This window comes from Methylocystis sp. NC52PC (assembly GCF_055698645.1).
In genome coordinates this window covers 2,014,737-2,041,509 of the sequence record NZ_CP170127.1, presented here as the reverse complement: position 1 = coordinate 2,041,509, position 26,773 = coordinate 2,014,737, and the positions used below count along the sequence as shown (strand labels likewise).

The following is a 26,773-nucleotide window of genomic DNA, read 5'->3' as shown; positions in this document are numbered from 1 at the left end:
CTCCTCGAGCCTCCAAGAGATTTGCATGGCGACGCTGGTCCTCCAAACCATCGGCTCCGCCGTCGGCGGCGCAATCGGCGGCCCGGTTGGCGGCGCTGTCGGACGTCTCGCTGGCGCCCTGGGCGGCGCGCTCTTCGATCAGGGACAAGCCCACGGCGCGCCGCGCTACAGCGACGGGCCGCGCCTCAAGGCGATGGATGGGGTCGCCTCGACCGAGGGCGCGGGCATTCCGCGCGTCTACGGCCGGGCGCGAATTGGCGGGCAGATGATCTGGGCCACCCGCTTCCTCGAGCAGAGCAACGTGGCCATTCAAACCACCGCCCCAAGCGGGGGCAAGGGCGGCGGCGGCGGGGCCGGCGCGCCACGGGTGGATGTTACCTACGCTTACTTTGCGAACTTCGCGATCGGCCTTTGCGAAGGGCCAATCGCCTTCATCCGCAGGATTTGGGCCGACGGCGCAGAACTGGATCTGACGACGCTGCCATTGCGCATCTACAAAGGAACGGAGGACCAGGAGCCGGATCCGCTGATCGTGGTCAAGGAGGGAGCGGAGAATGCGCCCGCCTATCGCGGGCTCGCTTATGTTGTCTTTGACAATCTCCCGCTGGCGTCGTTCGGCAACCGGATTCCGCAATTCACTTTCGAGGTCGTGAAGCCCGTCGCGGGCATTGGCGAGATGATCCGAGCGATCGATCTCATTCCCGGCGCGACGGAGGCTGGGTATCTCCCCGCGTTGAAGCTCAACTTCTGGTCAGCGGGGGCGACGAGCGCCGAAAACCGCCACCAATTGACTGCGCAGACGGACTGGCAGGCGTCGATCGACGCGCTCCAGGCGCTATGCCCCAATCTCGAAAGCGTGGCGCTCGTCGTCGCCTGGTTCGGCGACGATCTGCGTGCGCAATATTGCGCAATCGAGCCGTGCGTCGACGCGCCTTTCAAAACGATCGGCCAATTCAACTATCTGCTTGGCTCCTCATGGCCGGCCGACTGGAGCGTGGGCGACCGCACCCGCGCGACGGCGCGACTCGTCACCCAGATCGACGGACGCGCCGCATTTGGCGGCACGCCGAGCGACGCCTCGGTGCTCGGGGCGATCGCGGACCTCAAGGCGCGGGGCCTTTCGGTCACCTTCTATCCGTTTCTCATGATGGACGTTCCGCCGGGGAACGACTTGCGGGATCCTTACAGCGGCGCAACCAGCCAGCCGACGTTCCCATGGCGGGGACGCATTACCTGCGACCCCGCGCCGGGGCGTCGCGGGTCGCCCGACAATAGCAGCGTCGCGGCGACGCAGATCGACGCCTTCGTCGCCCGCTATCGCAGCTTCATTTTCCACTATGTCGACCTCCTGAAGTCGGCGGGCCTCGAGGCTTTTCTGATCGGCTCCGAACTGATCGGGCTCACGCGCGTGCGCTCAAGCCCGGGAGACTATCCCTTCGTCTCCGCGCTGACGTCGCTCGCCGCCGAGGCAAAGGCGATCCTCGGCGAAACCACAAAGGTCGGCTATGCAGCGGATTGGACCGAATATGGCGCGCATGTCCCCGAAGAGGGGGAGCTGCGCTTTCCGCTCGATCCTTTGTGGGCGTCGCCGGCGGTGGACTTCATCGGCGTCGACGTCTACTGGCCGTTGTCCGACTGGCGTGACGGCGACGCGCATTTGGACGCCGCGCAAGCGGCATGCCCGCACGATCTCGACTATCTCATGTCGCGCGTCGCGGCCGGAGAGGGCTACGACTGGTATTACGCCGACGCCGAAGCGCGCAAGGCGCAGGTCCGGACGCCTATCACCGACGGCCTCGGCAAGCCCTGGGTCTATCGCACGAAAGACTTCGTCTCCTTCTGGTCGCAGCTGCATTACGAACGCGTGGCGGGCGTCGAACTCGCGCAACCGACGGCCTGGATCCCGTGTTCCAAACCGATATGGATCGTCGAGACCGGCTGTCCCGCCGTGGACCGGGGGGCGAATGCGCCAAACATTTTTCCAGATTCTCGCTCGAGCGAAGGCGGCCTGCCCTATTTCTCGCGCGATGGTCGGGACGACCTCATGCAGTCGCGCTTCATCGAAGCGATGCTCGCCTATTTTGATCCGTCTCGCCCCGGCGGGTCGTTGGCGAATCCGCGATCGGCTGTCTACGGCGGCCCAATGGTCGATCCCGCGCGCATTCATATCTGGTGCTGGGACGCACGGCCATTCCCCGCCTTTCCAACGCAAGGCGACGCCTGGAGCGACGGGCCCAATTGGGAGACGGGACACTGGCTCAACGGGCGGCTGGAGGGCGTTCCCCTCGATCGTCTCGTGACGACGCTGGCCGAGGCCGTGGAGGCCCCGGGCCTCGCGATCCAGCGGCCCAGCATCGGTGGGTTTCTGGATGGCTATGTGCTGGATCGGCCGATGTCGCCGCGCGAGGCCATCGACCCGCTTGCGGCGCTTTATGGATTCGACGCAGCCATCGGCGCCGGCAGGCTCAACTTTGTCGATCGGCGCCGCAAACCGGTGCGCGAGATCGGCGATGATGATCTTGCAGTGGGAAAGGACATGTCGCTCGTCACCCTGACGCGGGCGCAGGAAAGCGAGCTGCCGGGCGAAATTGCGCTCACCTACGCCGACTCGGAAAGTGGCTATCAGCTGGCGCGGGCTCTCTCACGTCGACTCGAGTGCCGCTCGGCCAGAAAGAGCGACGCTCAGGCTGCGGTGATCACCCATCAGGCGGAGGCGCAGAGACTTGCAGACGTCTGGCTGCAAGACCTCTGGGTCGGACGCGAAACTGCGGAGTTCGCTCTGCGGCCAGGCCTTGTCGGCCTCCAGCCGGGCGATGTGCTGCGCCTCGACGCGCGCCAATTCCAGATCCAGCGTATCGCCGACGGCGCCGCCCGACGCGTCATCGCAAGGGCGGTCGACGCATCGGTTTATGACGCGGCGGCGCCGAAGATTGAACGCGTCGCCCAGGCGACGCCACAAATCCTCGGGCCGCCGAGAGTCGTTGTGCTTGATCTTGCGATCCTGCGCGGCCCTGAAGCGCTTTCCTATGTCGCCGCCTTTGCCGATCCTTGGCCCGGCGCACTGGCGCTTGTGAAAACCATGGGCGCAGCGTCGGAAACGATCGGCGTGATCGAGAAGCGGGCGATAATCGGCGACACGCTCGACATTCTGCCTCCAGGTCCTGTCGGCCGCTTCGATCGAGGATCGAGCCTGACAATATGCTTAGGAGGGGGAGAGCTTGCCTCGGTCGACGATCTGGCGGCGCTCGCTGGCAGGACCGCCATGGCCATCAAAGGCGCGGACGGCGAGTGGGAGATCTTCGCTTTCGCGCGCGCGGAGCTCGTCGGCGAGGGAACCTATCGTCTTTCGAGGCTCATCCGCGGCCTGGGCGGCGCGGAGCATCTCGCACGCCGAGCGGCGCCGGCCGGCTCCACCGTCGTGCTGCTCGACGACGCGCTCGTTCCGCTGGCGCGCAAAGTCGAAGAAATCGGCGCCCCGATCACTTACGCCATCGGCCCCACCGATCGAGACGTCGCCGATCCGCTCTACGTTCGCGCTACCGCCACGGCGACGCGTCTGACGCTGATGCCCTATGCGCCGACGCGCCTTCGCGCGGTTCGCACCGCTGAAGGAATTGTGATCAGCTTCTTGCGTCGCGGCCGCATCGACTCGGATAGCTGGGGGATGCTCGACGTTCCGCTCGGCGAGTCCAACGAGGCCTATGAAGCGGAGATTGTCCTGCCGACGGGCAAACGCGCGCTCTCCGCGCAGACGACCTCGATTCTCTACCCCGCCGCTCAAGAGCTCGCCGATTTCGGCGCGCCGCAAAGCGCTCTCACGCTCTCCCTCTATCAGATGAGCGCCGCTGTGGGGCGCGGGTTTCCTTTCACCGGCACGGTGACCATCGAATAGGCGAACCATGACCGAGACGACGCATCTGGCGCTGCCGCTCATCGACGCGGCTCAGGCGCAGAAACATATTACCCACAATGAAGCGCTGGCGATGCTCGACGCCAGCGTGCATCTTGCTGTGAAAGCGCGCAATGTCGCCACGCCGCCGACCGCGCCCGCTGAAGGCGACCGCTTTCTCATCGGCGCGGGGGCGACAAGCGCCTTCGCGGGCAAGGAAAAGCAGATCGCCGCCTTTCTCGCCGGCGGCTGGACGTTTTTGCGCCCGAGCGCGGGATGGCGCCTTTACGTCTCCGCGGAATCACTGCTGCTGTTTTTTGACGGCCTCGATTGGGTCGATCTCGGCCGCGGCCTGCGGGAAGTGCAAAACCTCTCGCGGCTCGGCGTCGGAACCACGGCCGACGCAGGCAATCCGCTCTCGGTGAAGACGAACGCAGCGCTGTTTTCAGCCAGAACTGTCTCCGAAGGCGGCGGCGGCGATCTGAGGGTGTCGCTGAACAAGGAGGCGTCCGCCAAAACAGTCTCGCAGCTCTACCAGTCGAACTACTCGGGGCGCGCCGAGACGGGGCTCGCGGGAGACGACAACTTTCGCATCAAGGTCTCCGCCGATGGCGCATCGTGGCGAGACAGCCTTGTCATCGACCGTACGACGGGCGCCGTTTCCTATCCCAGCGGCGGGCCGACAAGAATTCTGACGTTCAGAGCGAGCGGGTTTTACACGCCCTCCTCCGGACTTCGTTTCGCTGACGTCATTCTGTTCGGCGCAGGGGGCGGCGGCGGTTCCGGGGCGCGCCAGACGCCGGGCTCTCCCGCTTCCGGCGGCGGCGGCGGCGGCGGCGGCGCGTGGATCAGAGGCTCCTTCCCCGCTTCGGTGATCGGAGCCGGACAGGCGGTGACGGTTGGCGCGGGCGGCGCGGGCGGAGCCGCTCAAACGACGAATTCGAGTCCGGGCGCCAATGGCGCAGCCGGCGGGGACAGCTCTTTCGGGTCCCTAATGAAAGCCTATGGCGGCTGCGCAGGGTCGGGCGGCGGCCTTGGGAGGGCGTCAGGCGGCGGCGGCGGTTCAGGCCTTGCGAAGGGAACCGACGCTTCCGGCGCAACAGGCGGGGCCGGCGGCGGCGGACAGGGTGGGGGCGGCTCGGGGGCGGGCGGCGGCGTCTCCCAACTTCTGGGGTTCGGCGGCGGCGGCGGCGGCGGCCCCGCCGACGGCTCGGCCGGCTTTAGCGGCGGGACCGCCTTTTTCGGCGCTTCAGGCGGGGGCGCGGGAGGCGGTCTGACCGCCTCGAACGCGGCGAGCAACGGCGCCATGGGCGGCGCTTTCTTCCCGAGCGGGTTCGACGCGCGCGGGGCGCCAGGCGTTGCAGGCGGCGCGATCGCGGGCGGCGCGGGCCCTGGCGATTTCGCGACCACGACGGGGGCGTTCACTCAAGCTGGCGGCGGCGGCGGCGGCGGCGCCTCGGGGACGGCGATTGGCGGCGGAGGCGGCGTAGGCGGCTTTCCTTCGGGCGGCGGCGGCGGCGGGGGGGCGCATCAAAACGGCGGTTCAGGCGGCGCCGGCGGGGCGGGCGCGCCCGGCCTCGCGATCATCATCGAATATTTTTGATTTTTTCTCCCTCAAAAAGAAAAGGGGAACGCCGTGCACTGGCCGAATGAACGTCATATCGAGGAGTTGATCGAATTTTACGGCGATCCAATCTTGCACAGCTCGGTCAATCCGAGTTGGGAGCGTGACAACATTGTTGATCTCGTGCCCCCCTATGCGATGAGCTACTCATGGGGCCCGCCCGTAACGAAGTTACGCTTTCATCGCAGATGCAGGGACGCGTTCGGGGACGCGCTGCTCGCAATCAAGCGCCTCTATGGGACGCAAAAAGACATCGAGGCTCACCGCTTACATCTGACGGGCGGGTCGCTCATGGTGCGGCTCATGCGAGGATCGACAAAGAGCTGGTCCATTCACAGCTACGGCGCGGCCCTCGACATCGATCCCGAGCGCAATCCCTTTCGGTCCAAGTGGCGGCCTGGCTTCATCCCGCTCGAAGCCGCGCGCGCCTTCCAAGACTGTGGGCTGATCTGGCGCGGCGCCAACGGCGACTGCGACCCCATGCATTTCCAGGCCGCCGCTCGGTGACGGGCGCGAAACTCAAACGAAGGAAGGAGCAAAAACACATGTCAGCCCTTAATCGCCTCGCCGCGATCGTCGACGACTTGCGAAGCTTGATCGGCGTCGCGGCCGACCACATCCAAAATCTGTCCCATAGCCTCGCCTATGCGCAGGCGCAGGCGGCGGACGCGGCCGCCATCGAACAGATCGCCAACGACCTCCAGGCCACCGCCGACCAGTTGCGTGGCGCGCTCACGGCAGTGGATCAAAGCCAGACGCAGGCCTGAAGCAAAGGACGGAAAATGACCGGATACCGCACTTATCTCGCCGCCGCGCTCGTCGCGATCTTTGGCGCGCTCGCCTCAACAGACTGGATCGCCTTTCTCAACGACCCCAAAGCTGGGGCCGTCGCCATTGCTTCAGCAATCCTCATGGCCTTGATGCGAACGTTGACCACGACTCCGCCCGGCAGCCTTTCCGCTGCGTTGCGCATGAAACGCTAGATTGCGAAAGCCGCCGAAGGCCGCCATGATAATGATCTTTTCACGCCTCCGGCGGCGTTCACCTGCCGTTCAGACACGAGTTTGCTAAGAAAACCATTGTAGGAAAGATGCCGACCCGTATGTTCACCTTTCGCAGCGTCCTGGCGGCCGCGACAATCGCGGCGGCGTCGCTGACTCGCGCGCACGCGGAGGAACAGGCGGAACGCGCCGTCGAACGGGCAAGCCCAAGGATACAGTGTTTCTCGACGGCGCAAACCCGGGAGAAGATTGCGGCGCACGGGCTCGTTGATCCCTTCGCTTGCATGCGGGCGGCCGCTCGCGAGAATCACGGCGAGGCTCTGGGCGCCCGTCTTTGCCGGCGTGAGGAAACCTTCATCTACGAGATCAGCGTGCTGCTGCCGGACGGACGCATCTCGAGGCTCGCATATGACGCCATAACCGGGAAGCCGCATTCTGGCCACAAGGATGATTGATTCGAAGCCGCGGGCTTTTGGGCGGGAGGAAGAAGGTGCGGCTGCTCGTCGTCGAAGACGATAAGGACCTCAACCGTCAGATTGCGCAGGCTTTGGAACAGTCCGGATACGCGGTCGACCGCGCCTTCGACGGCGAGGAGGGCCAATATCTGGGCGAGACGGAAGCTTACGATGCGGTCGTGCTGGACATTGGCCTGCCAAAAAGGGACGGCATCACAGTGCTCGAATCCTGGCGCGCGACTGGTCGCGCCATGCCCGTGCTCATACTCACCGCGCGCGATCGCTGGAGCGAAAAGGTGCAGGGCTTTGACGCCGGCGCCGACGACTACGTCGCCAAGCCGTTTCATATGGAAGAGGTTCTGGCGCGCATCCGCGCGCTGTTGCGCCGCGCGGCGGGCCACGCGACGAACGAAATCGTCTGTGGTCCCGTCTGTCTCGACACTAAGGCTGGACGCGTCGTCGTCAACGGCGCGCCAGTAAAGCTGACATCACACGAATACCGACTGCTCGCCTATCTCATGCACCACAGCGGTCGAGTGGTTTCGCGAAGCGAGATCATCGAACACATCTATGATCAGGACTTCGACCGGGACTCGAATACAATCGAGGTTTTCGTCGGCCGTCTGCGCAAGAAGCTTGGAGTAGATGTAATTCAGACCATTCGCGGCCTCGGCTATATGGCCGCCGCCGCGCCGGAGAGCCCCGGCGGAAGACGTTAGCGAACATGCGGTTGCCCCGCGTCATCTCTCGCTCCATCGCGACGCGCCTGTTTCTCACTGCGGCGGCGCTGAGTTCGGTCGTGCTGCTTGTCGCCAGCATGTTCTTTACGGCCTATTATCGGCAGGAAGCCGAAGAAATTTTCGAGCGGCGGCTTGAGGTCTATCTCCGCGCCATCGTCGCAGACGTATCGGAATCGGGCCAGGAAGGAAGAACGGGACCTGGTCAGCTTGGCGACCCTCAATTCGAACTACCGGGCTCGGGCTGGTATTGGCAAATCACTCGGATGGACGACTCGGCACATGAAATAAAGGCGTCCCGCTCTCTCTTTGCCGAAAAACTGCCGAAGCTTTCCGATCTCGGTGTGCCGGCCGGCGTCGGCGGTTCCCGACGTGGCGACGCCCAGGGGCCTGATGGGCGGCGGCTGCGGATCGTCGAACGGGTGATCGACGCAGGCGACACGGGGATCTATCTTGTCCAGGTCGCTGCAACCACCGAGGAAATGGAAGAGCAGATCGGCAGATTCCGTTTCGAATTGACGATCGCTTTCGCGGCTCTTGCAATAGCGCTTGCGGGCGTCGTCGCCTTTCAAGTGCGCTTTGGCCTACGCCCCTTACGCCTGCTGCAGCGCGAACTCGTCTCCATCCGCCGCGGCGAACGCGATCGGATCGCGAACGCCTATCCAAACGAGATCGCGCCCCTCGCGGACGAACTGAATCTTCTCATTGGGGCCAATCGCGACATTCTGGAGCGCGCACGCACGCAGGTCGGCAATCTGGCGCACGCCTTGAAAACGCCGCTCAGCGTCATGGTCAACGAAGCAGACGCCGCGCCCTCCCCGCTCGCAGTAAAGATCAACGAGCAGGCGGGAATTATGCGCGACCAGATCTCGTTCTATCTGGACCGCGCGCGCGCGGCGGCGCGTGGCGGCGCGCTGGGCGCGGCGACGCAGGTTGCGCCCTGCGTCGACGCATTGCTGCGGACATTCACGAAAATATACGGCGATCGGGGCGTGACGTTCTCGGGAAGCGTCGGCGCGGAACTGAAATTTCTTGGCGAACGACAAGACCTCGAGGAAATGATCGGCAATCTCCTGGACAACGCCGGAAAATGGGCGAAGCGGGAGGTGATCCTGACGATTTTGGTGCAACCTTCCAGGCAAGCAAATCGATCCGAACTCCTTGTCATCATTGACGACGATGGGCCAGGTCTTGCGCCTCCTCTACGAAGGCAGGCGACCGAGCGCGGGCGAAGGCTCGATGAAACCAAGCCTGGCTCCGGGCTTGGGCTCTCCATCGTGGTCGATCTGGCAGCGGCTTATGGCGGCGCTCTTGACCTTGGCGACAGTCCGCGCGGCGGATTACGCGCGCAACTCAAACTGCCAGGCTTTTGACAGCCCCCGACTGCTGCGGCATGAGAAGCACGAGATTCTCATAGGAGAATCGAGGGCAGCAAGCCGGGCACACGCGAAATTTTTCCAAAGGGGCGACCTCAGCAAGCAAAGGGCCGGGCCTTTGGCGAGAACGGAGATTGGCGGATTGCGAGCTGATTTTTCTCCCCGATGAGACTTGCCTTCGTCCTGCTTCTACCGGCAGTTGTGATCGCCGGCTTGCTACTGCTTCGCGCGCGGGACGACGCGCCGGATGCGCTGGTTCGAGCCGACGTCGCGGGCGTGAAACTCGCCTACCCAAGAGCCTATGCGCGGGATGATGCGACGGCTGCGGGCGGCCTCGCCGACCGCTTGGCTTTCATCGCGTCCTTTCCGGCTTTCGTCCCCTTGCCGGCGACATCTCAGGGCGCGGCGCCATCGATCGTCATGACCGTGACGCCAAAGGACGACAGCCTCGACCCGCAAGAGCGTCCGGCGAAGCTCTACGCGCGCTTTCTCACGCCCGAAAGCCTTGTCGGCCCAGGCGGGCTGGTGCTCCGGCGCTTCGAACGCGCCTCCCCTTACGACACGGAAGAACTATTCATTGCGCCGCCAGAGGGACGCAGCTTTTTCGCGCGCTGCGTGAGACCGCAGATCGGCGCGCCCGATGAGGGCTGTCTCTCTGTGTTTCGAGATGGCGGTCTCGATGTTGAGCTGCGGTATCCGGCAGGTCTTCTGGAACAATGGGACGCGCTTTATGAGGGCGCTCACGCCCTTTTGGCGCGGATGCGTGCGGCCAGGGCGCGCGCCGGCGTGCGGTGAGTAGGCCTCACTCTTCTTCGAGATCGAAATCGAGAATGGCGATCTGAAGGGTGAAACTGGACAGTTTTGGATCATCCGCGGAGATGACGCCGAGGAATTCCCCGTCGCTGTTGAGCTCCACGGAGTCGGTCTTACGCGCGCGCGCCACAATGCTCAGCCGGTCGTTTTCGAAGAGCTTGCGGAGATAAGATTGCAGAACTTCCCGGCCCACGGGAATTTTCATTGCGAAAGCGAATGAACGATCGCCGTCCTCGTCGTCCACAGAAATTGTCGCGATCTGGCGCTCGCCAAGATAGGCCGCGGCGTTCTCGGTGTTTTTTGGGTCGAGCGTGACGCGGATATCGTCATTGCCGAAGGAGCGGCGAAGAAACGCCTGCAGCTTTTGCAACTCGCTTTTGTCCACGCTGGGCCTCCATTGGCTCTCGAGCAGTCCTGTGGCATGAACCCGCGCCTCGAGCAAGATGGGTTCATCTAAAAAGAAACGCCCGGCGAGAGGTCGCCGGGCGTCCGGTTCGAACGAGGCGCGGACTTATTCGCCGGCGTCCTTGAGGCGCTTGTTGCAGGAGCTCCAGAACTTCGGCCAAGTCAGCTTCTTGTCGCTCTTGAGGAGTTCCGCCTTCTGCGCCTTCCATTCCGCTGCGCACTTCTTCTGGCGGGCCTGCGTCGCAGCCTTGGTGTCGGCGGCGGGCTTCGCGGCCTCGGCCGGCTTGGCGGGCTCAGCAGGCTTTGCCGCCTCGGCGGGCTTGGAGGTCTCCGCCGGCGCGGCGGTTTCAGCTGGCTTCGCCGGCTCCGCCGGCTTGGCGGACTCCGTCGGCGCCGCGGTTTCAGCGGGCTTCGCCGGTTCGGCGGGCTTGGCTTCCGCGGCCGGGGCCTCGGTCAGGCTCGCGCGGCACTCCTTCAAAAACTCTTGCCAAGTCTGTCCGCCGAGTTCGTTCGCAGCCTTCTTGGCCTGATAACGAGATCCGCATTCCTTGAGCACATTGGCCTGGGCGAAGGCTTCGCCCGACGCGGCCACGCCGAGGCCGACGGCGACGAGGCCCACCGCAGCGCGGGAAACAACGAGACGGATCACCATATAAATCTCCCCTTATGGAAGCCGCTTGAGAAGTTGGCAGCGACTTGCGACGGCGCGATCAAGCACGCCGCGCGCCACCCGGACGCGGAACGTGTCAGCGGCGGCGTAACGATAGTCCCAACAGGGTTGTGAACGCAATCTGAACGGGCGATAAAGCGCCGAAACTCGCCACGAAGGAGCTCGATGTCGTGCCCCCCGCCCGCAAACAACCTGCAAGCTGGGGGGAAGGCGTGCTCGTTCACCTCGATGGTCTGTCGCGCTGCCCTTGGCCCGGATACGACCCGCTTTACGTCGCCTATCACGACGACGAATGGGGCCGCCCCGAAAGAAACAGCCAGGCTCTCTTCGAGAAGCTAATTCTGGATGGTTTTCAGGCAGGCTTGTCCTGGATCACGATCTTGCGAAAGCGAGAGGCTTTCAGAAAGGCGTTCGACGGCTTCGACCCATCGCGAGTCGCCCGTTTCGACGCCAGGCGCGTGCATGAATTGATGCAGAACGACGGCATTGTGCGCAATCGCGCTAAGATCGAGGGCGCCGTGCTGTCGGCCCGCGCCTGGCTGGAAATCGAATCCGCGCAGGGCTTCTCCAATTATCTCTGGGACTTTGTCGACGGCCTGCCTGTCGTCAACAACCCCAAGAGCATTAGCGACGTACCGACCCAGAGCGCCACTTCCGCGCGCCTCTCCAAGGATTTGAAAGCCAGAGGCTTCAAATTCTGCGGCCCTACGATCGTTTATGCCTTTATGCAGGCGGTCGGGATGGTCGACGACCATCTGGTGGACTGCCACGTGCGGCTGATGAGGGGCTCCAAATGACTGGCGCGCGGGCAAATAAACGGCCATTCAAGGACGTCCCGCCGCGCGCATGGCAGCGCATGCTCTCGGGCCGGCGGCTCGACCTCCTGGATCCCTCGCCGCTAGATATCGAGATCGAGGACATTGCCCACGGCCTCGCCCGCGTCGCCCGCTGGAATGGCCAGACAATCGGGCCTCACATCTTTTCAGTTGCGCAGCACAGTTTGCTGGTCGAAAAAATAGCGGCCGTGATGGAGCCCTCCATCGGCCGCAGCGAGCGGTTGTTCATGCTGCTGCATGACGCCCCCGAATATGTGATCGGCGACATGATTTCGCCCTTCAAGGCAGCGATCGGGGACTCTTACAAATCCATTGAAAACAGGATTCTAGCGGCGATTATGCTACGCTTTTCGCTGCCGGCCGCGCCCGGCCAGGCGACGTTGAAGCTTGCTAAGCAGGCAGATCGGACGGCGGCTTTTTTCGAAGCTGTGTCGCTCGCAGGCTTTACACGGCGCGAAGCCGAGAGCATTTTCGGCCTCCCTGCGATCTCCCCGCAGGCTCTGACGGATGAGATGACGCCTGCCCCCGTAGAGACGACGCAGACGCGTTTTCTCGCCCGCTTTCGTGAGATCGACCGCAGCTAGCGGAAGATTAAGAGGTTTTTGATGTCGAGCGGACGACTCTACGTCTGTTCCATGACCAAAGTGGTCGACACTGTGCGCAGCAGCGGCGCGCGTTCGCTGGTGACCATCTTGACGGCCGGCGCCTCGCTGGTCCGCCCCTGCGAGATCGCTCGGGAGCGTCATTTACGCATCGCCGTGTCCGACATTGACGCGCCTGTCGACGGGCACCTCCTGCCCGGCGAGGAACATATCGATCGGCTCCTCGCCTTCATGGAGGATTGGGACCAAGCCAACCCGATGGTGATCCACTGCTATGCAGGCGTGAGCCGATCTCCAGCGGCGGCATATATCGCCGCCTGCGCGCTCGCGCCGCACCGCTGTGAATTCGAGGTGGCGCGCGAACTGCGCCGTATTTCGCCGACCGCGACCCCGAACCGGCGGATCGTCGCGCTGGCCGATCGTCGGCTCGGCCGCGAAGGGCGGATGGTCGCCGCCATCGCCGCGATTGGCCGCGGCGCGGATTGCTTCGAGGGAGCGCCATTTGCGCTCGAACTGGCCTGATCGAAACAATTGAAAGGGCCAAGAGCCCGACGCTGTCTCCGCCGGTTGCGATCGGCCTGACGGCGGCGATTGTCGCGGTTCGGGGCGAAGAACCGCTCATCCTCACCACCCGCACCGACGAAAAATGTAGTGAAGCCGCCCTGCCGTCCGGGCCCTTCGACCCGATCCGACATCGAACCTTCGAGATTGGTCTGCGCGCCTGGGTTGCCGAACAGACCGGCGCGCCGCTCGGCTACGTGGAGCAACTCTACACTTTCGGCGATCGCGGTCGGCATGCGCGCGCCGGCGACCGGGATCCTCATGTGGTTTCCGTCGGCTATCTCGCCCTGACGCGCATTGGCGACGACAGTCAGCGCCCGGCGATGGGCGGCTGGCGCAATTGGCATGATTTCTTCCCTTGGGAAGATTGGCGTAACGGCCGCCCCGCGATCATCGAGACGACTATCGCGCCAGGGCTCCGTCAATGGGTGGAGGAAGCGCCCGACGCCATTTCATCCTCCGGTCTCTCGCGCCGGCAGCGCGTGGAGCTCCTGTTCGGCGCGCGCGGCTTCAACGAGGAAAATGTCCTCGAGCGCTATGAGCTGCTCTATGAAGCGGGCATGGTGGAGGAAGCGCTGCGAGATGGGCGCGAAGCGGCCGCCCGGCGTGGGGCGCTCGAACCCCTCGGCCATCCGATGCGACATGATCATCGCCGCATTCTTGCCACGGCCATGGGGCGGTTGCGCGCCAAAATGAAGTATCGACCGGTGATCTTCGAGCTAATGCCGGCGGCGTTTACCCTCACAGAGCTTCAGCGAACAGTCGAAGCGATCGCCGGACGGCATCTTCACAAGCAGAACTTCAGAAGACTGGTCGAGTCTTCCGCCATCGTCGAGCCAACCGGCGAAATGTCTATGCAGACCGGCGGACGGCCGGCCGCTTTATTCCATTTTCGCCGCAATGTTCTGCAAGAACGGCCTTCGCCGGGCCTGCGCGTGGGCATAAAGAGCTGATTTCAGCCCTTTAAGCGACTGTTCACCCTATTTAGGCGAACCTTTCCAAGCGTCTGGCTCGTAAAGCGTAGGGGTGCGTCTTGGGATATCTTTCGCCGCCGCCGTCGCCGGCCCCCGTCATTGTCTACAAAGACGTAGGCGGGCTCGTCACCGACTATGAGGCGCAGACTGAACAATATCGGCGTGAGAATCGCGAGGTTCGTCTGCATGAATGCCGTTCCGCCTGCACGCTTGCGCTGAGCCTGCCCAACGTCTGCGTCTACCCCGACGCCCAGGTGAAATTCCACCAAGCTTATAATGCCCTCACACGAGAAGTGGACCTTGGCATCTCCGCCAAGCTTTTCGCCTCCTACCCGGCCGCCGTGCAGGCGCGGCTCGGTTATCTGACTCGCGAGTACAGGATTTTGCGCGGAAGCGAGTTGATCGCGCTCGGCGTGCGCAACTGCAACGGCGACAATCCCGTGCTCATCGCCAACCGTCGCCAGCGCGAGGGAGCGCCCACAAGAATCGCCAATGCCGGCCCAACCGTTCCGGGGCCCGCCATGAACCCCTTTGGCGATCTCGCCCGCAAGGTTCAAACCGCCGTCGCCGGGGCTTTTTCAGCATCCGAGCAGCAGCCGAACGCCTCGATCCGCATCGCCGTGGCGGACCGCGAGCACATTCCCGATGGACGACCATCTTCGGATGCGGTGGCGCGTTCCGAACCGGCGACGAGCGTCGCCCGCGGGCTCGCCGACGCGCCGCCGCTGCCGCCGCGCCGCCCGCCGTCTGAGGCCTTTACGGCCCAGGACGCCGCGCCGATAGGGATGATCCCTGGGTCTCAGCCCATACTGAGCGCAAAATTCCTACCTGTCGCGACCCGCTAGACAGAGCAGCAAGCTTGGCGCCCGGTCGGCTCTCTGGCTATTTTTTGCCATGATGCTAACCTAACCCAGACGGCGTTCAGGGAAATCTGTCTTGATGGGCGGCTTCCCGGCGTGACACGCGCGAACCAACCTGCGCCAGTTCAAAAGCGGCGCAATCAAACCCTGCGAAGAGTCGGGGTCGTCCAGAAGCTGGCCCGGCCAGTCTGACGGGCAAGGGACGGGGAACGGTCTTGGGCGGGTCCACCGACTGCCCCAAGCGAGACGGGGAAGCGACTTTTTGACGACGCCTCGCGCCTGCAATGGGAACTCGACCTCGCCGATCTCGTTTGCGCTCGGCTGCTTATGCGCCCTGGCGTCCGTCCTCGCGCCGAGCGTGACCGAGACCGCAGTCGCCAACGGCGACACGCGGACAATCTATCTCCATCATGCGCATACCGGCGAGGACATCGCCGCGACTTATCTCGTGAATGGCCAATATGACAGTCGCGTTCTGGAACAGCTGAACTGGTTCCTGCGAGACTGGCGCCGCGACGAGCCCACGAATATGGACCCCCGCCTCTTCGACGTCGTCTGGGAGGCCTATCGCAGTGCGGGCGCGGGCAATCAGGTGATCAACGTCGTCTCGGCCTATCGCTCGCCAGAGACCAACGCCATGCTGCGCGCGCGCTCGCGCGCCGTCGCCAAATATTCTCAGCACATGCTCGGCAAGGCGATGGATACCACCATGCCGGGAATGCCAATGTCGCAAATTCGCGAAATCGGCATGCGCATGCAGCGCGGCGGGGTCGGATATTACCCGAACGCCAACACGCCTTTCGTGCATCTGGACGTGGGCAATGTGCGCTCCTGGCCGCGCATGACCTACGAGCAGCTTGTCCGCCTTTTCCCCGACGGAAAGACGGTTCATCTTCCGACCAACGGCCAGCCGCTTCCTGGCTATGAGGAAGCAAAAGCCGAGATCGAAGCCCGCGCCAACGGAGCGTATGTGGCGGCTCCGCGCCGCACCTTCGGCGGCTTCCTCGCCGCCCTCTTTGGCGGCGGCGGGGGCGAGGACGAGGACGCGGAGATTGCGACGCCGCCGCCCAGCACCCGAAAGCAGTGGGCGGCGCTCGCGCCACGCAACGCCCGTGAATCGCAAGCCGATTACGAGTCGGGCGGCGACGAGGGCGCGGCTGTCGAACGGCCCGCCGGCCGTCGCGGCCGTAATCAGATCGCGCGCGCCGAGGCGGACCTGCCGCGCGGCGAGACGGTCATGACGGCGACCGGCGCCGTAGCGGTCGCCCCGGACTCCGCCCGCGCGCTCCAGGCTGCCCCCGTGCCGCCAGAGAACGTCCTCGAAGCGCCGGTCGTGGGAGAGAAGCGGCGCCATCTCGCCAATGCGCCGCTGCCGCCGCGCGGCCGCCCAGCCTCCCTGGACGAAAGAGCCGTTGAAACAGCCAGCCTGGAGACAGGGGCGCAGGATGGGCGGCCAGCTGCCGCCCAGGATGGGGAGACGTCCGAAGACGCCTCGGCGCATCACTACGTGAAGGCCCCCGTCCCGCCACGTCGGCCCGCGAGCCTGACGGCCTCCCTGGAGCCCACGCCCCGATCTGCTGAAGAACGCGGCGACGGCGCCCGTTTGGCCAATTCGGCTGAGGCGCAGCCGAGCAAGGACGACCCCGCGCTTGCTTACGCCCCGGCCAGTTCCGACGAGACGGCACAGGACCCGGAGCCGACCAAGCCCCTGCGCCGAGCCAGTTCCCAGAGGGACGATCTCGTTCCCGCGCGGCTCGATCGATCCAATTTCAACACGCTGACGGCGGCGACGCCGGCGGAACGCGCGGTCGGCCGTTCAGTTCTAGGCGCGCCAATCACGGCGGTGCGCTCGGCCGCCCGCGCCAGCGAAGCCAGCGTGCTGCTGCCCCCAGCGCGTCCCGCCCACCTCGTCGGATTCGCCGCCCCTGCTTCGCCGCCGGCTGATAAATTCTCGCCAGCGGCGGCGCACACGCGTCCGAGCAGCCAAAAGGCAGAGACGTCGAAGAAGTGACCACGGCCTCTTTGTGAAAGAGAGGACTCCTGCGCCGCTGTAAAGCGTGGGAAGTCATTGATCGGTCATAGGGGCAAGTTAAGGTCTTCCCCGTCGGCGTTAGACGCCGGCTATCGAACGCCCCGACGCCGGAGGTAAGCGCGGGGCGTTTTGCTTTCCTGCGCTATAACAGTGCAGCTGATCGCAAGAAGCAGATCCCTGCGGTCATCGGCCTGACTGTAGAGGTGAGATGGTGGGGGAAGTAGGACTCGAACCTACGAAGGCTTAGCCAGCGGATTTACAGTCCGCCCCCTTTGCCGCTCGGGACATTCCCCCATCTGCCCGCATTCAGTTCTTGGACCAAATTCCGGGCAAGGACTCGAAAGCAGGCGACTGGGCTTGCCGCCCGTTCGCCGCTTCGATTGTCCGCGACGCTGTGTAGATGAAAGAGCCAGCCCAGTCAAACCCTGCCCCATGAAGTTACAGGGAAGATTTTTGCGTCGGGATCCGCCCCCAGGACGGACAGGCTGACGCCGCGCGCCGGCGCGGCGCGCCGGCGGCTGCGGCGGCGCACTTCCTCGGGGCTGCGGCAGGCGCGTTGGCAACCTTGGAAAGGAGCCAAGCGGACGCATGGCAAAGCTGGAACATCGCGCACGGGAGGGCGTTTCGCTCAAAGGTTGGCTCGCCTGAGGGATTGCACGAAATGACGGCGCAGATGCGGGTTTTGGCCGACGGGCCGCGCGATCCTCTTACCCCCCGCGAATTGCAGCCGGCCTACCGAAATTTCGACGCGCCCCGCCTCTACGAGGAAGCGATAAAACGCGGCGAGGGCGCGGTCTCCCGCAGCGGCGCGCTCGTCGTCGAGACCGCGCCGCACACAGGTCGGTCTCCGGCTGACAAGTTCATCGTGCGCGACGCCCTGACAGAGGGCAGCGTCTGGTGGGACAATAATCAGCCGATGTCGCCTGTGGACTTCTCGACGCTCCACGCGGACATGTCCGCGCACGCCCAAGGGCTTGCGCTCTTTTCACAGGATCTTCAGGTCTGCGCCGACCGGCGCTACAGCAAGCGCGTGCGCGTCTATAGCGAATTCGCCTGGCACTCGCTGTTCATCCGCAACCTTTTGATCAGGCCATCGCAGCCAACCGACGGGCCGGCGGATTTTACCATTATCGACCTGCCCACTTTCCGGGCGGACCCAAAACGTCATGGCTGCCGTTCGCATACGGTGATCGCTCTGGACTTCACGCGTCGCGTCGCGCTGATCGGCGGCACCCGCTACGCGGGCGAGATCAAGAAATCCGTGTTCACCCTCCTCAACTTTCTGATGCCGGCTCAGGGCGTGCTGCCGATGCATTGCGCCGCAAACGACCACGCGAGCGGCGCGGCGATCTTTTTCGGTCTATCTGGCACTGGCAAAACGACGCTTTCAGCCGATCCCGAGCGCGCCCTTATTGGCGACGACGAGCATGGGTGGGGCGACGCCGGCGTGTTCAATTTCGAAGGCGGCTGCTACGCCAAGGCGATCCGTCTTTCTCGCGAATTCGAACCCGAAATCTATGCCGCGTCGCAACGCTTCGGGGCCGTGCTGGAAAATGTCGCAATGGACGCCTCAACGCGGCGCGTCGACTTCGATGACGACTCGAAGACGGAGAATACTCGGATCGCTTATCCGCTCGACTTCATTCCCAACGCCGCGCGCGATGGCTGCTCCGGACATCCAAGAAATGTGGTGCTGCTGACCTGCGACGCCTTCGGCGTGCTGCCGCCGATCGCCAGGCTGGATGCGGCCCAGGCCATGTATCATTTCCTCTCGGGATACACGGCGCGGGTCGCCGGAACCGAGACAGGCGTTCACGAGCCGCAAGCGGTTTTCTCCACCTGCTTCGGCGCCCCTTTCATGCCGCGCCACCCCTCTGAATATGGCGCGCTGCTGCGCAATCGCATCCTCAAACACCAGGCCAATTGCTGGCTTATCAATACAGGCTGGTCAGGCGGCGGCTATGGCGAAGGCAAGCGCATGCCCATCGCCTTGACGCGCGCGCTCCTGCGCGCCGCCTTGCACGACGGCTTCGCTGGCGCGCCGTTCCGGCGCGATCCGCATTTCGGATTGTCGACGCCGCTTTCGGCGCCGGGCGTCGACGCTTTCCTTCTCGACCCCGCCGCGACATGGCGGTCACGCGAAGCGTTCGAGGCCACGGCTGCGAAGGTCGCAAATATGTTTTGCGACAATTTCGCAACTTTCGCGCCCTTCGTTGATAAGGACGTGCTGGAAGCGGGCCCCCGTCGCGCGCCGTAACCTTTACGCAGACTCGAATTTCGGCGTTTGCAACGTCGGCGTCGCGCTCTTGTTGAGAGCGGCTGTCACCAGCGCATCGAACAGCGCCGTCGCGGTCGGATCGACTCCCGGGGCGTCCCGCAGCAGGCGGAATGTCGAGATGACAATATGGCCCTCGCCATAGTTGCGCTCCACTGCGAGACCGACGGGCTTGTGAATCCAGCCGACCGCCAGCGCCGCATGCACCCGGGCGTGGAAATCGAGCAGATTGCAGCCCGAAATCACATGAGTCGGAATCACGCGGTCGAAAGAATGGTCGATCAGTGGCCCGCCCGGCAGGCTGCGGAAAGCGCCGCGGCGGCGGAGCCAAGCGAAAGACGAGGCCCAGTCGCCGCGCCAGAGCGTGCCGTCCCGTGCAACGACCTTCACGTTTTGCCAGTGCGGGAAGAAGGGAGTCAGGGTCCCTTCCTCATCAGGCAGTAGGAGCGCCCGCCCGCCGCCGCGCACATAGGCGGCAAGCTCAGGCGCACTCTGCAGAGCGACGACGGCATCGGCGTCGCCGATATTCGCCGCGAGGCGGTAGCCCAGCGCCTGAAGGCGCACGCGAACGTCCGGCTCCGGTGACCAGAGCGACAGATTTGGGCTTTCCGAACGCCGAGGATGCAACGCGACCTCAATCTCGTTGCGCGCGATGACGCGGTCGCCGATCCGCAAATGGAACGAGACGCGCCGCATGCACGGCTTGTCGACCTCCGGCAAGGCGATTGAGATTTCTCCGAGATCGAGCACGCTGGCGGCCTCGAGCCGCGCGAGAGAAATCGTCTGCGGCCAGTCGGACAAAATCTCGAGCGCCGCGCCTTCAACCGCGTCGCGACCGCCATGGGCGATGCGCAAAGGCAAACGCAGAGTTTCACCCGACCAAAAGGCGGCGCGTTCGAGCCGTGGCACGATCACCGTATCGTCGTTGATCGTGTGAAAAAGCTCGTGGAAGACGCGCGGATTCGAACGCATGTCGAGGAGGCCGTTGGACTCCCAATGGCAGTCGGTCAGCTCGGTGATCACGTAGCCGGCGATTTCCGGGCGGCGGCGCATCGCCTCGATCTCGTATTTCAGCGCGCGAAACTGCTGCCATTGCGCCGCCTCGATGAAAGCCTCGAAACTGCCAAACACGCGATCGAGGCTCCAGTCGTGGAAGCGGTTCTGGACGCCATGCGGATACATGACGCCTTCGCCCCAGTCGTGTCCCGTCTCGAACCACCAGGGCTCGCGTCCGTCCGAATCGCTCAGCTTGTCGGGATGCGGCAGGCCCCAATTGCCGAATTCCGAGCACAGCAGCGGCTCCTCGCCGGTGATCACGGCATCGCCTTCCGGGCTGAACAGCCAGTCGCCACGATCCGCGAGCGCGTCGACGAAACGGTCCCAATCGTGGCGACTGTCTGGGATTGCGGCGTAGAAGTGATAATCGGCGAGATCGCTTTGCACATGGAAACTCGGCGCGAGCGGCGAATTGTCGACGACGAGGCGCGTCGGATCATAGGCCTTAAGCCACAGGTACAGGCGCCGCAGCCAGGCGCGGTGCTTTGCGTCGTGGACAAGGTCCACGCCCCAGTTCTCGTTGATGAGCGTCCAGCAGAAGATCGAGGGATGGTTGCCGTCGCGATCGATAATACCCTTGAGCGTCGTTTCCTTGCGTTCGCGTGAGCGCTCGGTTGAATAGCCGCCATTGGGCAGCTCGGCCCAGACGAGAAGACCCAGACGGTCCGCCGCCTCGTAATAACGCGGGTCGGGCGCCTTGATGTGGCAGCGCAGCGCGTTGAGGCCGAGTTCCTTGGCCTTGCGGAACCTGTCCTCGATGAACTCGAGAGAAGGAGGCGTGCAGATCGTGTCAGGGTAGTAGTCCTGATCCAACGCGGCGCGCAGATAGAAGGGCTTGCCGTTGAGAAAGAGTTTGCCAGCCCGCGTTTCGATCTTGCGAAATCCGAAACTCGTCTCCTTTTCGTCGATCGTCATCCCATCGCGCATCATGCGCAGGCGAAGCCGATAGAGATTGGGCGCGTCCGGCGACCAGGGTCGCGGATCGTCGACCCGGGCGCGCATTGTCGCATGTTCGGCGCCAACCGCGAGTTCAGCCCGGGCCGTCGCGACGCAGTCGCCGTCAGGCCCAAGCGTCTCGAGGAGCGCCTCTGTGCGATTGCACAGCGCGCGCTCGAACCTCAGCTGTGCGGAGACTTCGCCGCTGTCGAGATCCGAGCCGACGCGCAGGCAGGTGACGCGATCCGGTATGTTGAGCTCGATAAACACCGACTGCCAAATGCCGGAGAGCGGGCCATACCAGCTCTGCTTGCCGAACGGCATCTCCGCGAAAGGCGTATGCGGGAACTCTGCAGGGTCGTCGGTAGGGCTTTCGACGCGCACCTCTATCTCAGCGCGACCCGGCGACAGGCGGTCGGTGATGTCGAAGTAGAAGGGCAAAAAGCCGCCGACATGGCTGCCGATCAAGGCGCCATTCACGAACACATGCGCTATATGAAACACCGCGCCAAAATGGAGGAAGACGCGCTGCTCGAGCCAGTCCGCGGGCACGTCGACGCCGCGGCGATAAACCGCCACGCCGCCGCGCATGCTCAGATCCGGGAACTGAGCCTGCCAGGGACTTGGAACGAGGATGTTCCTCATCCCAGCGAGCGCTGAGGCGCTCGCGCCGAGATATTGGAACTCCCAAATGCCATCCAGGCTGATACGCGCTTTCTTCACCGACGTCTTCCCTGGCCAGCAATCTGGCACACTAGATAGGGTCGAATAGAAGATGATGTTCGACTGCGAATATTACGATGTGCGCGATCTGAAAACTCCTACGCGAAACTACGTAAAAGCGCCAGCATTTTTCACGACGCCGCCTTGAGCGCGGCGGCTGTTTCTGTAAAGGAAAGCTAGGCGTTTCGCCCGCAGAAGGACTAATATGCGCACCTACGTCGCCAGCGAATTGCCCGAAGTCTTCAAGAGCCGCTTCGGCGGCGAACCCCAGCTTTTCCGCGCGCCAGGGCGCGTGAACCTGATCGGGGAACATACAGACTATAACGACGGCTTCGTTCTCCCGGCGGCGCTGGACCTCGCAACCTATGTCGCGATCGCCCCGCGAAGCGACCGCTTGATCCATGTTCACTCTCTCAACCTCGACTCGGATTTGTCATTCGACCTAGACGCCGTTCAGCAGCCGGCGCGGAACTGGGGCGATTATGTGCGGGGAGTCGCGGTCGAGCTTTCGAACTCCGGCTATCGGCTCACGGGCGCGGACGTCGCTGTCTTGAGCACCGTGCCAATGGGGTCGGGCCTCTCCGCTTCGGCGGCGCTCGAGGTCGCTTTCGGCTACGCCTTGCTCAGCGTGTCGAACGACCCGATCGACCGCTTGGAGCTAGCGAAAATTTGTCAGCGCGCCGAGAACGAGTTCGTCGGCATGCGATGCGGGATCATGGATCAATTCATTTCCTGCCATGGCGTCGCAGGCGCGGCTATGCTGCTGGACTGCCGAAGCCTGGAGGCGCGGGCGATACCCGTTGATCCAGCCGTGCGCATCGTCGTTTGTAATACGATGGTCCATCACGAGCTCGCGAGCAGCGAATTCAATCTCAGACGCAAAGACTGCGAAGAGGCTGTCAGGCTGCTTGCTCAAAGGCTCGGCGGCGTCTCAGCGCTTCGTGACGTCACGATTGCGCAACTGCAGGAACATGCGTCCGCCCTGCCCGCGCTCATCTTCCGCCGCGCGCGGCATGTCGTGACAGAGAATGTGCGCGTGATCGAGGCGGTCGCCGCACTCGAGCGAAAGGACTTCATCGAGGCAGGCCGGCTGATGAACGCCTCGCACGAGAGTCTGCGCGACGATTATAATGTCAGTTGCGCGGAGCTCGATCTGATGGTCGAGCTGTCGCGCAAGACCCCGGGCGTCTATGGCGCACGGATGACCGGCGGCGGCTTCGGCGGGTGCACGGTGAGCCTGGTGGAGGCGGGCGCGGCCGAAGCCTTTGCGGACAGCGTCGGTCACGCTTATGAGAAAGCGACCGGCCTCGCGCCGATGGTTTTCTCCTGCTACCCCGGCGCGGGCGTTGGCCCAACGCGCCTATGAACGGACGCCGAGATGCTACGCCTGCAGCACGACTCACATCGCCGCCTCAATCCCCTGACAGGCGAGTGGGTTCTCGTCTCGCCCCATCGCACGAGTCGTCCCTGGCAAGGCCAGACGGAAGCAAAGGCGGAAGCCGCCATCCCTGCCTACGATCCGGGCTGTTATCTTTGTCCGGGCAATATGCGTGCGAATGGCGAACGCAATCCCGCTTATGAGGATGTCTTCGCCTTCACTAATGATTTTGCCGCGCTCCTGCCCAACTCCCCGCATGATGAAATTGATAATAACGGGCTGATCGTCGCCCGCGGCGAACCAGGCGTTTGCCGCGTCGTCTGCTTTTCGCCACGCCATGATCTCACGCTGTCGCAGATGAGCGTCGACGAGATCGAAAAAGTCGTAACCTTGTGGCGTGAGGAGTTTCAGCAGCTCGACCAGGATCCGATAGTGGGGGCAGTGCAGATTTTCGAAAACCGCGGGGCCATGATGGGCGCAAGCAACCCGCACCCGCACTGCCAGATTTGGGCGACGCATAGCGAACCCAATGAACTGGTCAAGGAGTCGGCGCGCCAGCGCGGCTATCATGCTGTGAGCGGCAACTGCCTCTTGTGCGATTATCTGACCCTCGAGCTCGAGCAGAAAGAGCGCATCATCTGCGCAAACGACGGCTTTGTCGCCTTAGTGCCCTTCTGGGCGACCTGGCCTTTTGAAACCATGTTGCTCCCGCGCCGGCATTTGAGCGCGCTCGACGCGTTCGACGCCGAGGATTCTCGCGCTCTTGCGGATATGTTGAGCCGGATCACGCGCTGTTACGACCGTCTTTTTGAAACGCCCTTCCCCTACTCGATGGGCTTTCATCAACGCCCGAGCGACGGTGACGAGCATCCGCACTGGCATTTCCATGGGCATTTCTATCCACCGCTGCTGCGCTCGGCGATCATTCGCAAATTCATGGTCGGGTTCGAGTTGCTTGGTTCGCCACAGCGCGACATCACGCCCGAGAGCGCCGCCGAGCGCCTCCGTCACGCGCTGCTGCAAGTCTGATGGCGATTCTGGTAATGAGCGTCCAACTCTTCGATCAAGGATGAAACAACATCGTCGACGGCGGCAGAAACCGTCGGCGAAACGGGCGCGCCCACGTCGAAATTGCGCCCCTCGATCGCATAAAGAACGCAACGCCTTGGCAAGGTTCCCAGGGACGAGGCGAGCGAAACCGCCTCGGCGAGGCCGAAGCCATGGGACGATACGCCATATCGCGCTTCGGGCAATATAGAACGAGTCAGGTCGACGCGGCGAATCGTCCCCGGCGGCGCGCCGGAGACGCAGGCGTCGATCAGAAAAACGACCGCCGACTTTTCCATCAAGGCGAGCAAGGTCGTCGCTTCGCCCTCGGTCTCGAGGACCTGCGTCTTCGCAAAGCGCGACAATTTGAGACGGCGCGCCACCTCTCGTCCGGCCCGGTCGTCGCCGCGTTCCGGATTGCCGATGCCGATGATCATGACTGAATCAGAGGCGCGCACGTCGCTTCAACTCCTGTCCATCTCGAGGCGCAGGAAATGCGTCGCGCAGGAGATACAGGGATCGTAATTACGCACTGTCTGCTCGCAGCGACGCCGTAGATCGTCATCGGGAAGGTGCAGGAAGCCGCCGACGAAATCGAGGAGATCCTCTTCGAGACACGCTTGGTTCTGCGACGTTGGCGGCACGATCTGCGCATCGAGAATTGTTCCCTGCGCATCGAGGCCGTAGCGGTGATACAAAAGCCCGCGCGGCGCCTCGGTCGCGGCGTAGCCGACGCCCGCACGGGTCTCCACAGGCGCAAAAGGCCGGTCCGGCTCCTGATACGTCTCAATGACGCGCAGCGCCTCGTCACAGGCGTAGATCGTCTCGATGGCGCGGACCATGATGCTGCGATACGGGTTGCGGCAGGTTGCGGCAAGGCCGATCTCGCCGGCGACCTCCCGAGCCAGCGGCGACAGCCGATCGAAATTCAGATTGAACCGCGCCAGCGGGCCCGTGAGGTAGGAGCCGCCGTCCTCCCGAAGATGAGAATGCAGCGCCGTCGAATGAGAAACGTGGGTCTCCTCGAAATGCGCGTCGTAATCGGCGGCGGAGATGTCGAGCCCACGGTTCGAAACGATGCGTCCCGCATTGAACGGATATTCGTCCGCGGGCCGCAGCGAGACGAAGATGTAGTCACGTTCGCGCTCCGGGAAATCGAAGGTTGACACCCAGCGCGCCGTCTCGATCGCGGCCTCGCGCGCCCATTTCAGCTTTTCAGCCAGCGGCCTGAGCTCGCGTTTGCGCGGCGCGCGGTGGAAGCCGCCGACCCGCACATTCACGGGGTGGATTTCACGCCCGCCGAGCAGCTGCAGAATTTCGTTGCCGACTTTCTTGAGCTGCAAGCCGCGCGTTACCGCCGCGCCGTGGTCGCGCGCCATTTGCACGCCGCCGTCATAGCCGAGGAAGTCTGGCGCATGCAGCATGTAGATATGCAGCACATGCGACTCGATCCATTCACCGCAATAGATCAGCCGGCGCAAGTCCCGCAACGGGCCGGAGACTTCGACGCGAAGCAGATTTTCAAGCGCATGCACGGCGCTCATCTGATACGCGATGGGGCAAATGCCGCAGATGCGCGCCACAATGTCGGGCGTCTCAGCGAAATGCCGGCCGCGCAAGAAAGCCTCGAAAAATCGCGGCGGCTCGAAAATGTTGAATTCGGCGCTTTTCACCTTGCCGTCGCGAACGACAATCTTCAGCGCCCCCTCGCCCTCGACGCGCGCGAGAAGATCAACCTTGATGGTCTTGCGCGTCATGGCGTTGGCTTTCGTTACGGAAGGGTTCCGCGTTGGCGTTGAAGGTGCGGTAAACGCGTTGCAGCCCCTTCTCATCCACCCCCAGGCGCTCGAACCAGCCGCTCAAGGACGGCGCGTTGGGGGTCTCCTTTGGACCGAAGCATCCATAGCAGCCCCTGTCATAGGAGGGACATAAGGCTCCGCAGCCCGCGTGCGTCACTGGCCCCAGGCAGGGAACCGCGCGCGCGACCATAACGCAGACATTGCCCTTCAACTTGCATTCGATGCAGACGCTTTGCGCGGGCGTATTCGGGCGGCGGCCGGTGAGAAAGGCCGAGACAACGTCGATCAGCTGGCCCTTGTTGATCGGGCAGCCGCGCAATTCGAAATCGACCGGCACGTGTTGTGAGATGGCCGTGGAGGTAGCGAGCGTTTCAATATATTCGGGATGCGCGTAAACAACCGATGCATATTCCCGCACATCGGCAAAGTTGCGCAGCGCCTGAATGCCGCCCGCCGTGGCGCAGGCGCCGATGGTCACGAGCTTCTTCGAGCGATGACGAACGTCCAGGATTCGCTCGGCGTCATGTGGGGTCGTAATCGACCCCTCGACGAGCGAAAGATCGTAGACGCCCGTCACGTCGCCGCGCGTAGCCTCGGGGAAATAGGCGATCTCCAGCGCCCCAGCGATCGCGAGCAGTTCATCCTCACAGTCGAGCAGGCTGAGCTGGCAGCCGTCGCAGGAGGCGAATTTCCACACGGCGAGGCGCGGCTTTCGGTGCGCCAT

Annotated in this window: 24 protein-coding genes and 1 tRNA gene; 18 read left to right on the top strand and 7 right to left on the bottom strand. The window is 63.9% G+C overall.

From position 1 onward, the window contains the following. Window positions 1-25 precede the first annotated feature (25 nt). The 9 genes from ACETII_RS11815 (at window position 26) to ACETII_RS11775 (ending at window position 9,877) form a co-directional block, all read left to right on the top strand. A complete protein-coding gene (locus ACETII_RS11815) occupies window positions 26-3,892 on the top strand; it encodes a baseplate multidomain protein megatron (RefSeq protein ID WP_472785600.1) in 3,867 nt (1,288 codons plus the stop codon). Between the two features lie 7 nt (window positions 3,893-3,899). Then, window positions 3,900-5,492 (top strand): DUF2793 domain-containing protein, encoded by a 1,593-nt coding sequence (locus tag ACETII_RS11810; protein WP_472785599.1) that lies wholly within the window; start codon window positions 3,900-3,902, stop codon window positions 5,490-5,492. A gap of 33 nt (window positions 5,493-5,525) precedes the next feature. Beyond that, a complete protein-coding gene (locus tag ACETII_RS11805; RefSeq protein ID WP_472785598.1) occupies window positions 5,526-6,020 on the top strand; it encodes a M15 family metallopeptidase in 495 nt (164 codons plus the stop codon). 38 nt (window positions 6,021-6,058) lie between these two features. Then, on the top strand, window positions 6,059-6,280 hold the full coding sequence (locus tag ACETII_RS11800; RefSeq protein ID WP_363346131.1) for a hypothetical protein: 222 nt from the start codon (window positions 6,059-6,061) through the stop codon (window positions 6,278-6,280). A 15-nt stretch (window positions 6,281-6,295) separates the two neighbouring features. Then, window positions 6,296-6,496, top strand: coding sequence for a hypothetical protein (locus ACETII_RS11795; RefSeq protein ID WP_363346129.1), 201 nt, complete (start codon window positions 6,296-6,298; stop codon window positions 6,494-6,496). 107 nt (window positions 6,497-6,603) lie between these two features. Further along, window positions 6,604-6,969 (top strand): PepSY domain-containing protein, encoded by a 366-nt coding sequence (locus ACETII_RS11790; protein WP_363346127.1) that lies wholly within the window; start codon window positions 6,604-6,606, stop codon window positions 6,967-6,969. 35 nt (window positions 6,970-7,004) lie between these two features. Continuing rightward, a complete protein-coding gene (locus ACETII_RS11785) occupies window positions 7,005-7,688 on the top strand; it encodes a response regulator transcription factor (protein ID WP_363346125.1) in 684 nt (227 codons plus the stop codon). Window positions 7,689-7,693: 5 nt separating this feature from the next. Further along, the gene (locus ACETII_RS11780; protein WP_363346123.1) at window positions 7,694-9,079 is read left to right on the top strand and encodes an ATP-binding protein; all 1,386 of its coding nucleotides are present in this window, start codon (window positions 7,694-7,696) and stop codon (window positions 9,077-9,079) included. 216 nt (window positions 9,080-9,295) lie between these two features. Further along, window positions 9,296-9,877 (top strand): hypothetical protein, encoded by a 582-nt coding sequence (locus ACETII_RS11775; protein WP_472785597.1) that lies wholly within the window; start codon window positions 9,296-9,298, stop codon window positions 9,875-9,877. 7 nt (window positions 9,878-9,884) lie between these two features. On the opposite strand, the gene ACETII_RS11770 is transcribed toward ACETII_RS11775, so the two are convergent. Together ACETII_RS11770 and ACETII_RS11765 are read right to left on the bottom strand one after the other, a co-directional pair. After that, on the bottom strand, window positions 9,885-10,280 hold the full coding sequence (locus tag ACETII_RS11770; protein ID WP_363346119.1) for a DUF3126 family protein: 396 nt from the start codon (window positions 10,278-10,280) through the stop codon (window positions 9,885-9,887). 126 nt (window positions 10,281-10,406) lie between these two features. Beyond that, window positions 10,407-10,952 carry a hypothetical protein gene (locus tag ACETII_RS11765; RefSeq protein ID WP_363346117.1) on the bottom strand — a complete coding sequence of 182 codons (546 nt, stop codon included), beginning with the start codon at window positions 10,950-10,952 and terminating at the stop codon, window positions 10,407-10,409. A gap of 188 nt (window positions 10,953-11,140) precedes the next feature. Between ACETII_RS11765 and ACETII_RS11760 the strand changes: the two genes are divergently transcribed. From ACETII_RS11760 to ACETII_RS11735, 6 genes are all read left to right on the top strand, one after another. Then, window positions 11,141-11,767 (top strand): DNA-3-methyladenine glycosylase I, encoded by a 627-nt coding sequence (locus ACETII_RS11760; RefSeq protein WP_472785596.1) that lies wholly within the window; start codon window positions 11,141-11,143, stop codon window positions 11,765-11,767. Next, window positions 11,764-12,390 carry an HD domain-containing protein gene (locus ACETII_RS11755; protein ID WP_472785595.1) on the top strand — a complete coding sequence of 209 codons (627 nt, stop codon included), beginning with the start codon at window positions 11,764-11,766 and terminating at the stop codon, window positions 12,388-12,390. Before ACETII_RS11760 ends, ACETII_RS11755 begins: the two co-directional genes overlap by 4 nt. A 21-nt stretch (window positions 12,391-12,411) precedes the next feature. Beyond that, window positions 12,412-12,930 (top strand): tyrosine phosphatase family protein, encoded by a 519-nt coding sequence (locus ACETII_RS11750; protein ID WP_363346111.1) that lies wholly within the window; start codon window positions 12,412-12,414, stop codon window positions 12,928-12,930. Window positions 12,931-12,938: 8 nt separating this feature from the next. After that, window positions 12,939-13,922 (top strand): NUDIX hydrolase, encoded by a 984-nt coding sequence (locus tag ACETII_RS11745; RefSeq protein ID WP_363351300.1) that lies wholly within the window; start codon window positions 12,939-12,941, stop codon window positions 13,920-13,922. Between the two features lie 80 nt (window positions 13,923-14,002). Beyond that, a complete protein-coding gene (locus ACETII_RS11740) occupies window positions 14,003-14,788 on the top strand; it encodes a hypothetical protein (protein WP_472785594.1) in 786 nt (261 codons plus the stop codon). A gap of 373 nt (window positions 14,789-15,161) precedes the next feature. After that, complete coding sequence (locus ACETII_RS11735; RefSeq protein ID WP_472785593.1) at window positions 15,162-16,814, top strand: peptidoglycan L,D-endopeptidase MepK; 1,653 nt, start codon at window positions 15,162-15,164, stop codon at window positions 16,812-16,814. Window positions 16,815-17,044: 230 nt separating this feature from the next. On the opposite strand, the gene ACETII_RS11730 is transcribed toward ACETII_RS11735, so the two are convergent. After that, window positions 17,045-17,129 (bottom strand) — tRNA-Tyr (locus ACETII_RS11730). 367 nt (window positions 17,130-17,496) lie between these two features. Between ACETII_RS11730 and ACETII_RS11725 the strand changes: the two genes are divergently transcribed. Next, complete coding sequence (locus tag ACETII_RS11725; protein ID WP_472785592.1) at window positions 17,497-19,092, top strand: phosphoenolpyruvate carboxykinase; 1,596 nt, start codon at window positions 17,497-17,499, stop codon at window positions 19,090-19,092. Between the two features lie 3 nt (window positions 19,093-19,095). Here ACETII_RS11725 and ACETII_RS11720 read toward each other — a convergent pair whose 3' ends face one another. After that, window positions 19,096-21,855: a glycoside hydrolase family 2 protein gene (locus tag ACETII_RS11720; RefSeq protein ID WP_472785591.1), complete on the bottom strand. Its 2,760-nt coding sequence runs from the start codon at window positions 21,853-21,855 to the stop codon at window positions 19,096-19,098. 175 nt (window positions 21,856-22,030) lie between these two features. On the opposite strand from ACETII_RS11720, the gene galK reads away from it, so the two are divergent. Further along, entirely contained in the window at window positions 22,031-23,191 is a 1,161-nt protein-coding gene (gene galK, locus ACETII_RS11715) for a galactokinase (protein ID WP_472785590.1), read from the top strand. Window positions 23,192-23,203: 12 nt separating this feature from the next. Next, window positions 23,204-24,232 (top strand): UDP-glucose--hexose-1-phosphate uridylyltransferase, encoded by a 1,029-nt coding sequence (locus tag ACETII_RS11710; RefSeq protein WP_472785589.1) that lies wholly within the window; start codon window positions 23,204-23,206, stop codon window positions 24,230-24,232. On the opposite strand, the gene ACETII_RS11705 is transcribed toward ACETII_RS11710, so the two are convergent. Genes ACETII_RS11705 through ACETII_RS11695 form a run of 3 tightly spaced genes read right to left on the bottom strand, consistent with a single transcriptional unit; the run spans window position 24,211 to window position 26,773 of the window. Further along, the gene (locus ACETII_RS11705) at window positions 24,211-24,708 is read right to left on the bottom strand and encodes a hydrogenase maturation protease (RefSeq protein WP_472785588.1); all 498 of its coding nucleotides are present in this window, start codon (window positions 24,706-24,708) and stop codon (window positions 24,211-24,213) included. The two genes, ACETII_RS11710 and ACETII_RS11705, sit on opposite strands and share 22 nt — an antisense overlap. Window positions 24,709-24,714: 6 nt before the next feature. Further along, window positions 24,715-26,007, bottom strand: coding sequence for a Ni/Fe hydrogenase subunit alpha (locus ACETII_RS11700; RefSeq protein WP_472785587.1), 1,293 nt, complete (start codon window positions 26,005-26,007; stop codon window positions 24,715-24,717). Next, complete coding sequence (locus ACETII_RS11695) at window positions 25,982-26,773, bottom strand: NADH-quinone oxidoreductase subunit B family protein (protein ID WP_363346094.1); 792 nt, start codon at window positions 26,771-26,773, stop codon at window positions 25,982-25,984. Before ACETII_RS11695 ends, ACETII_RS11700 begins: the two co-directional genes overlap by 26 nt.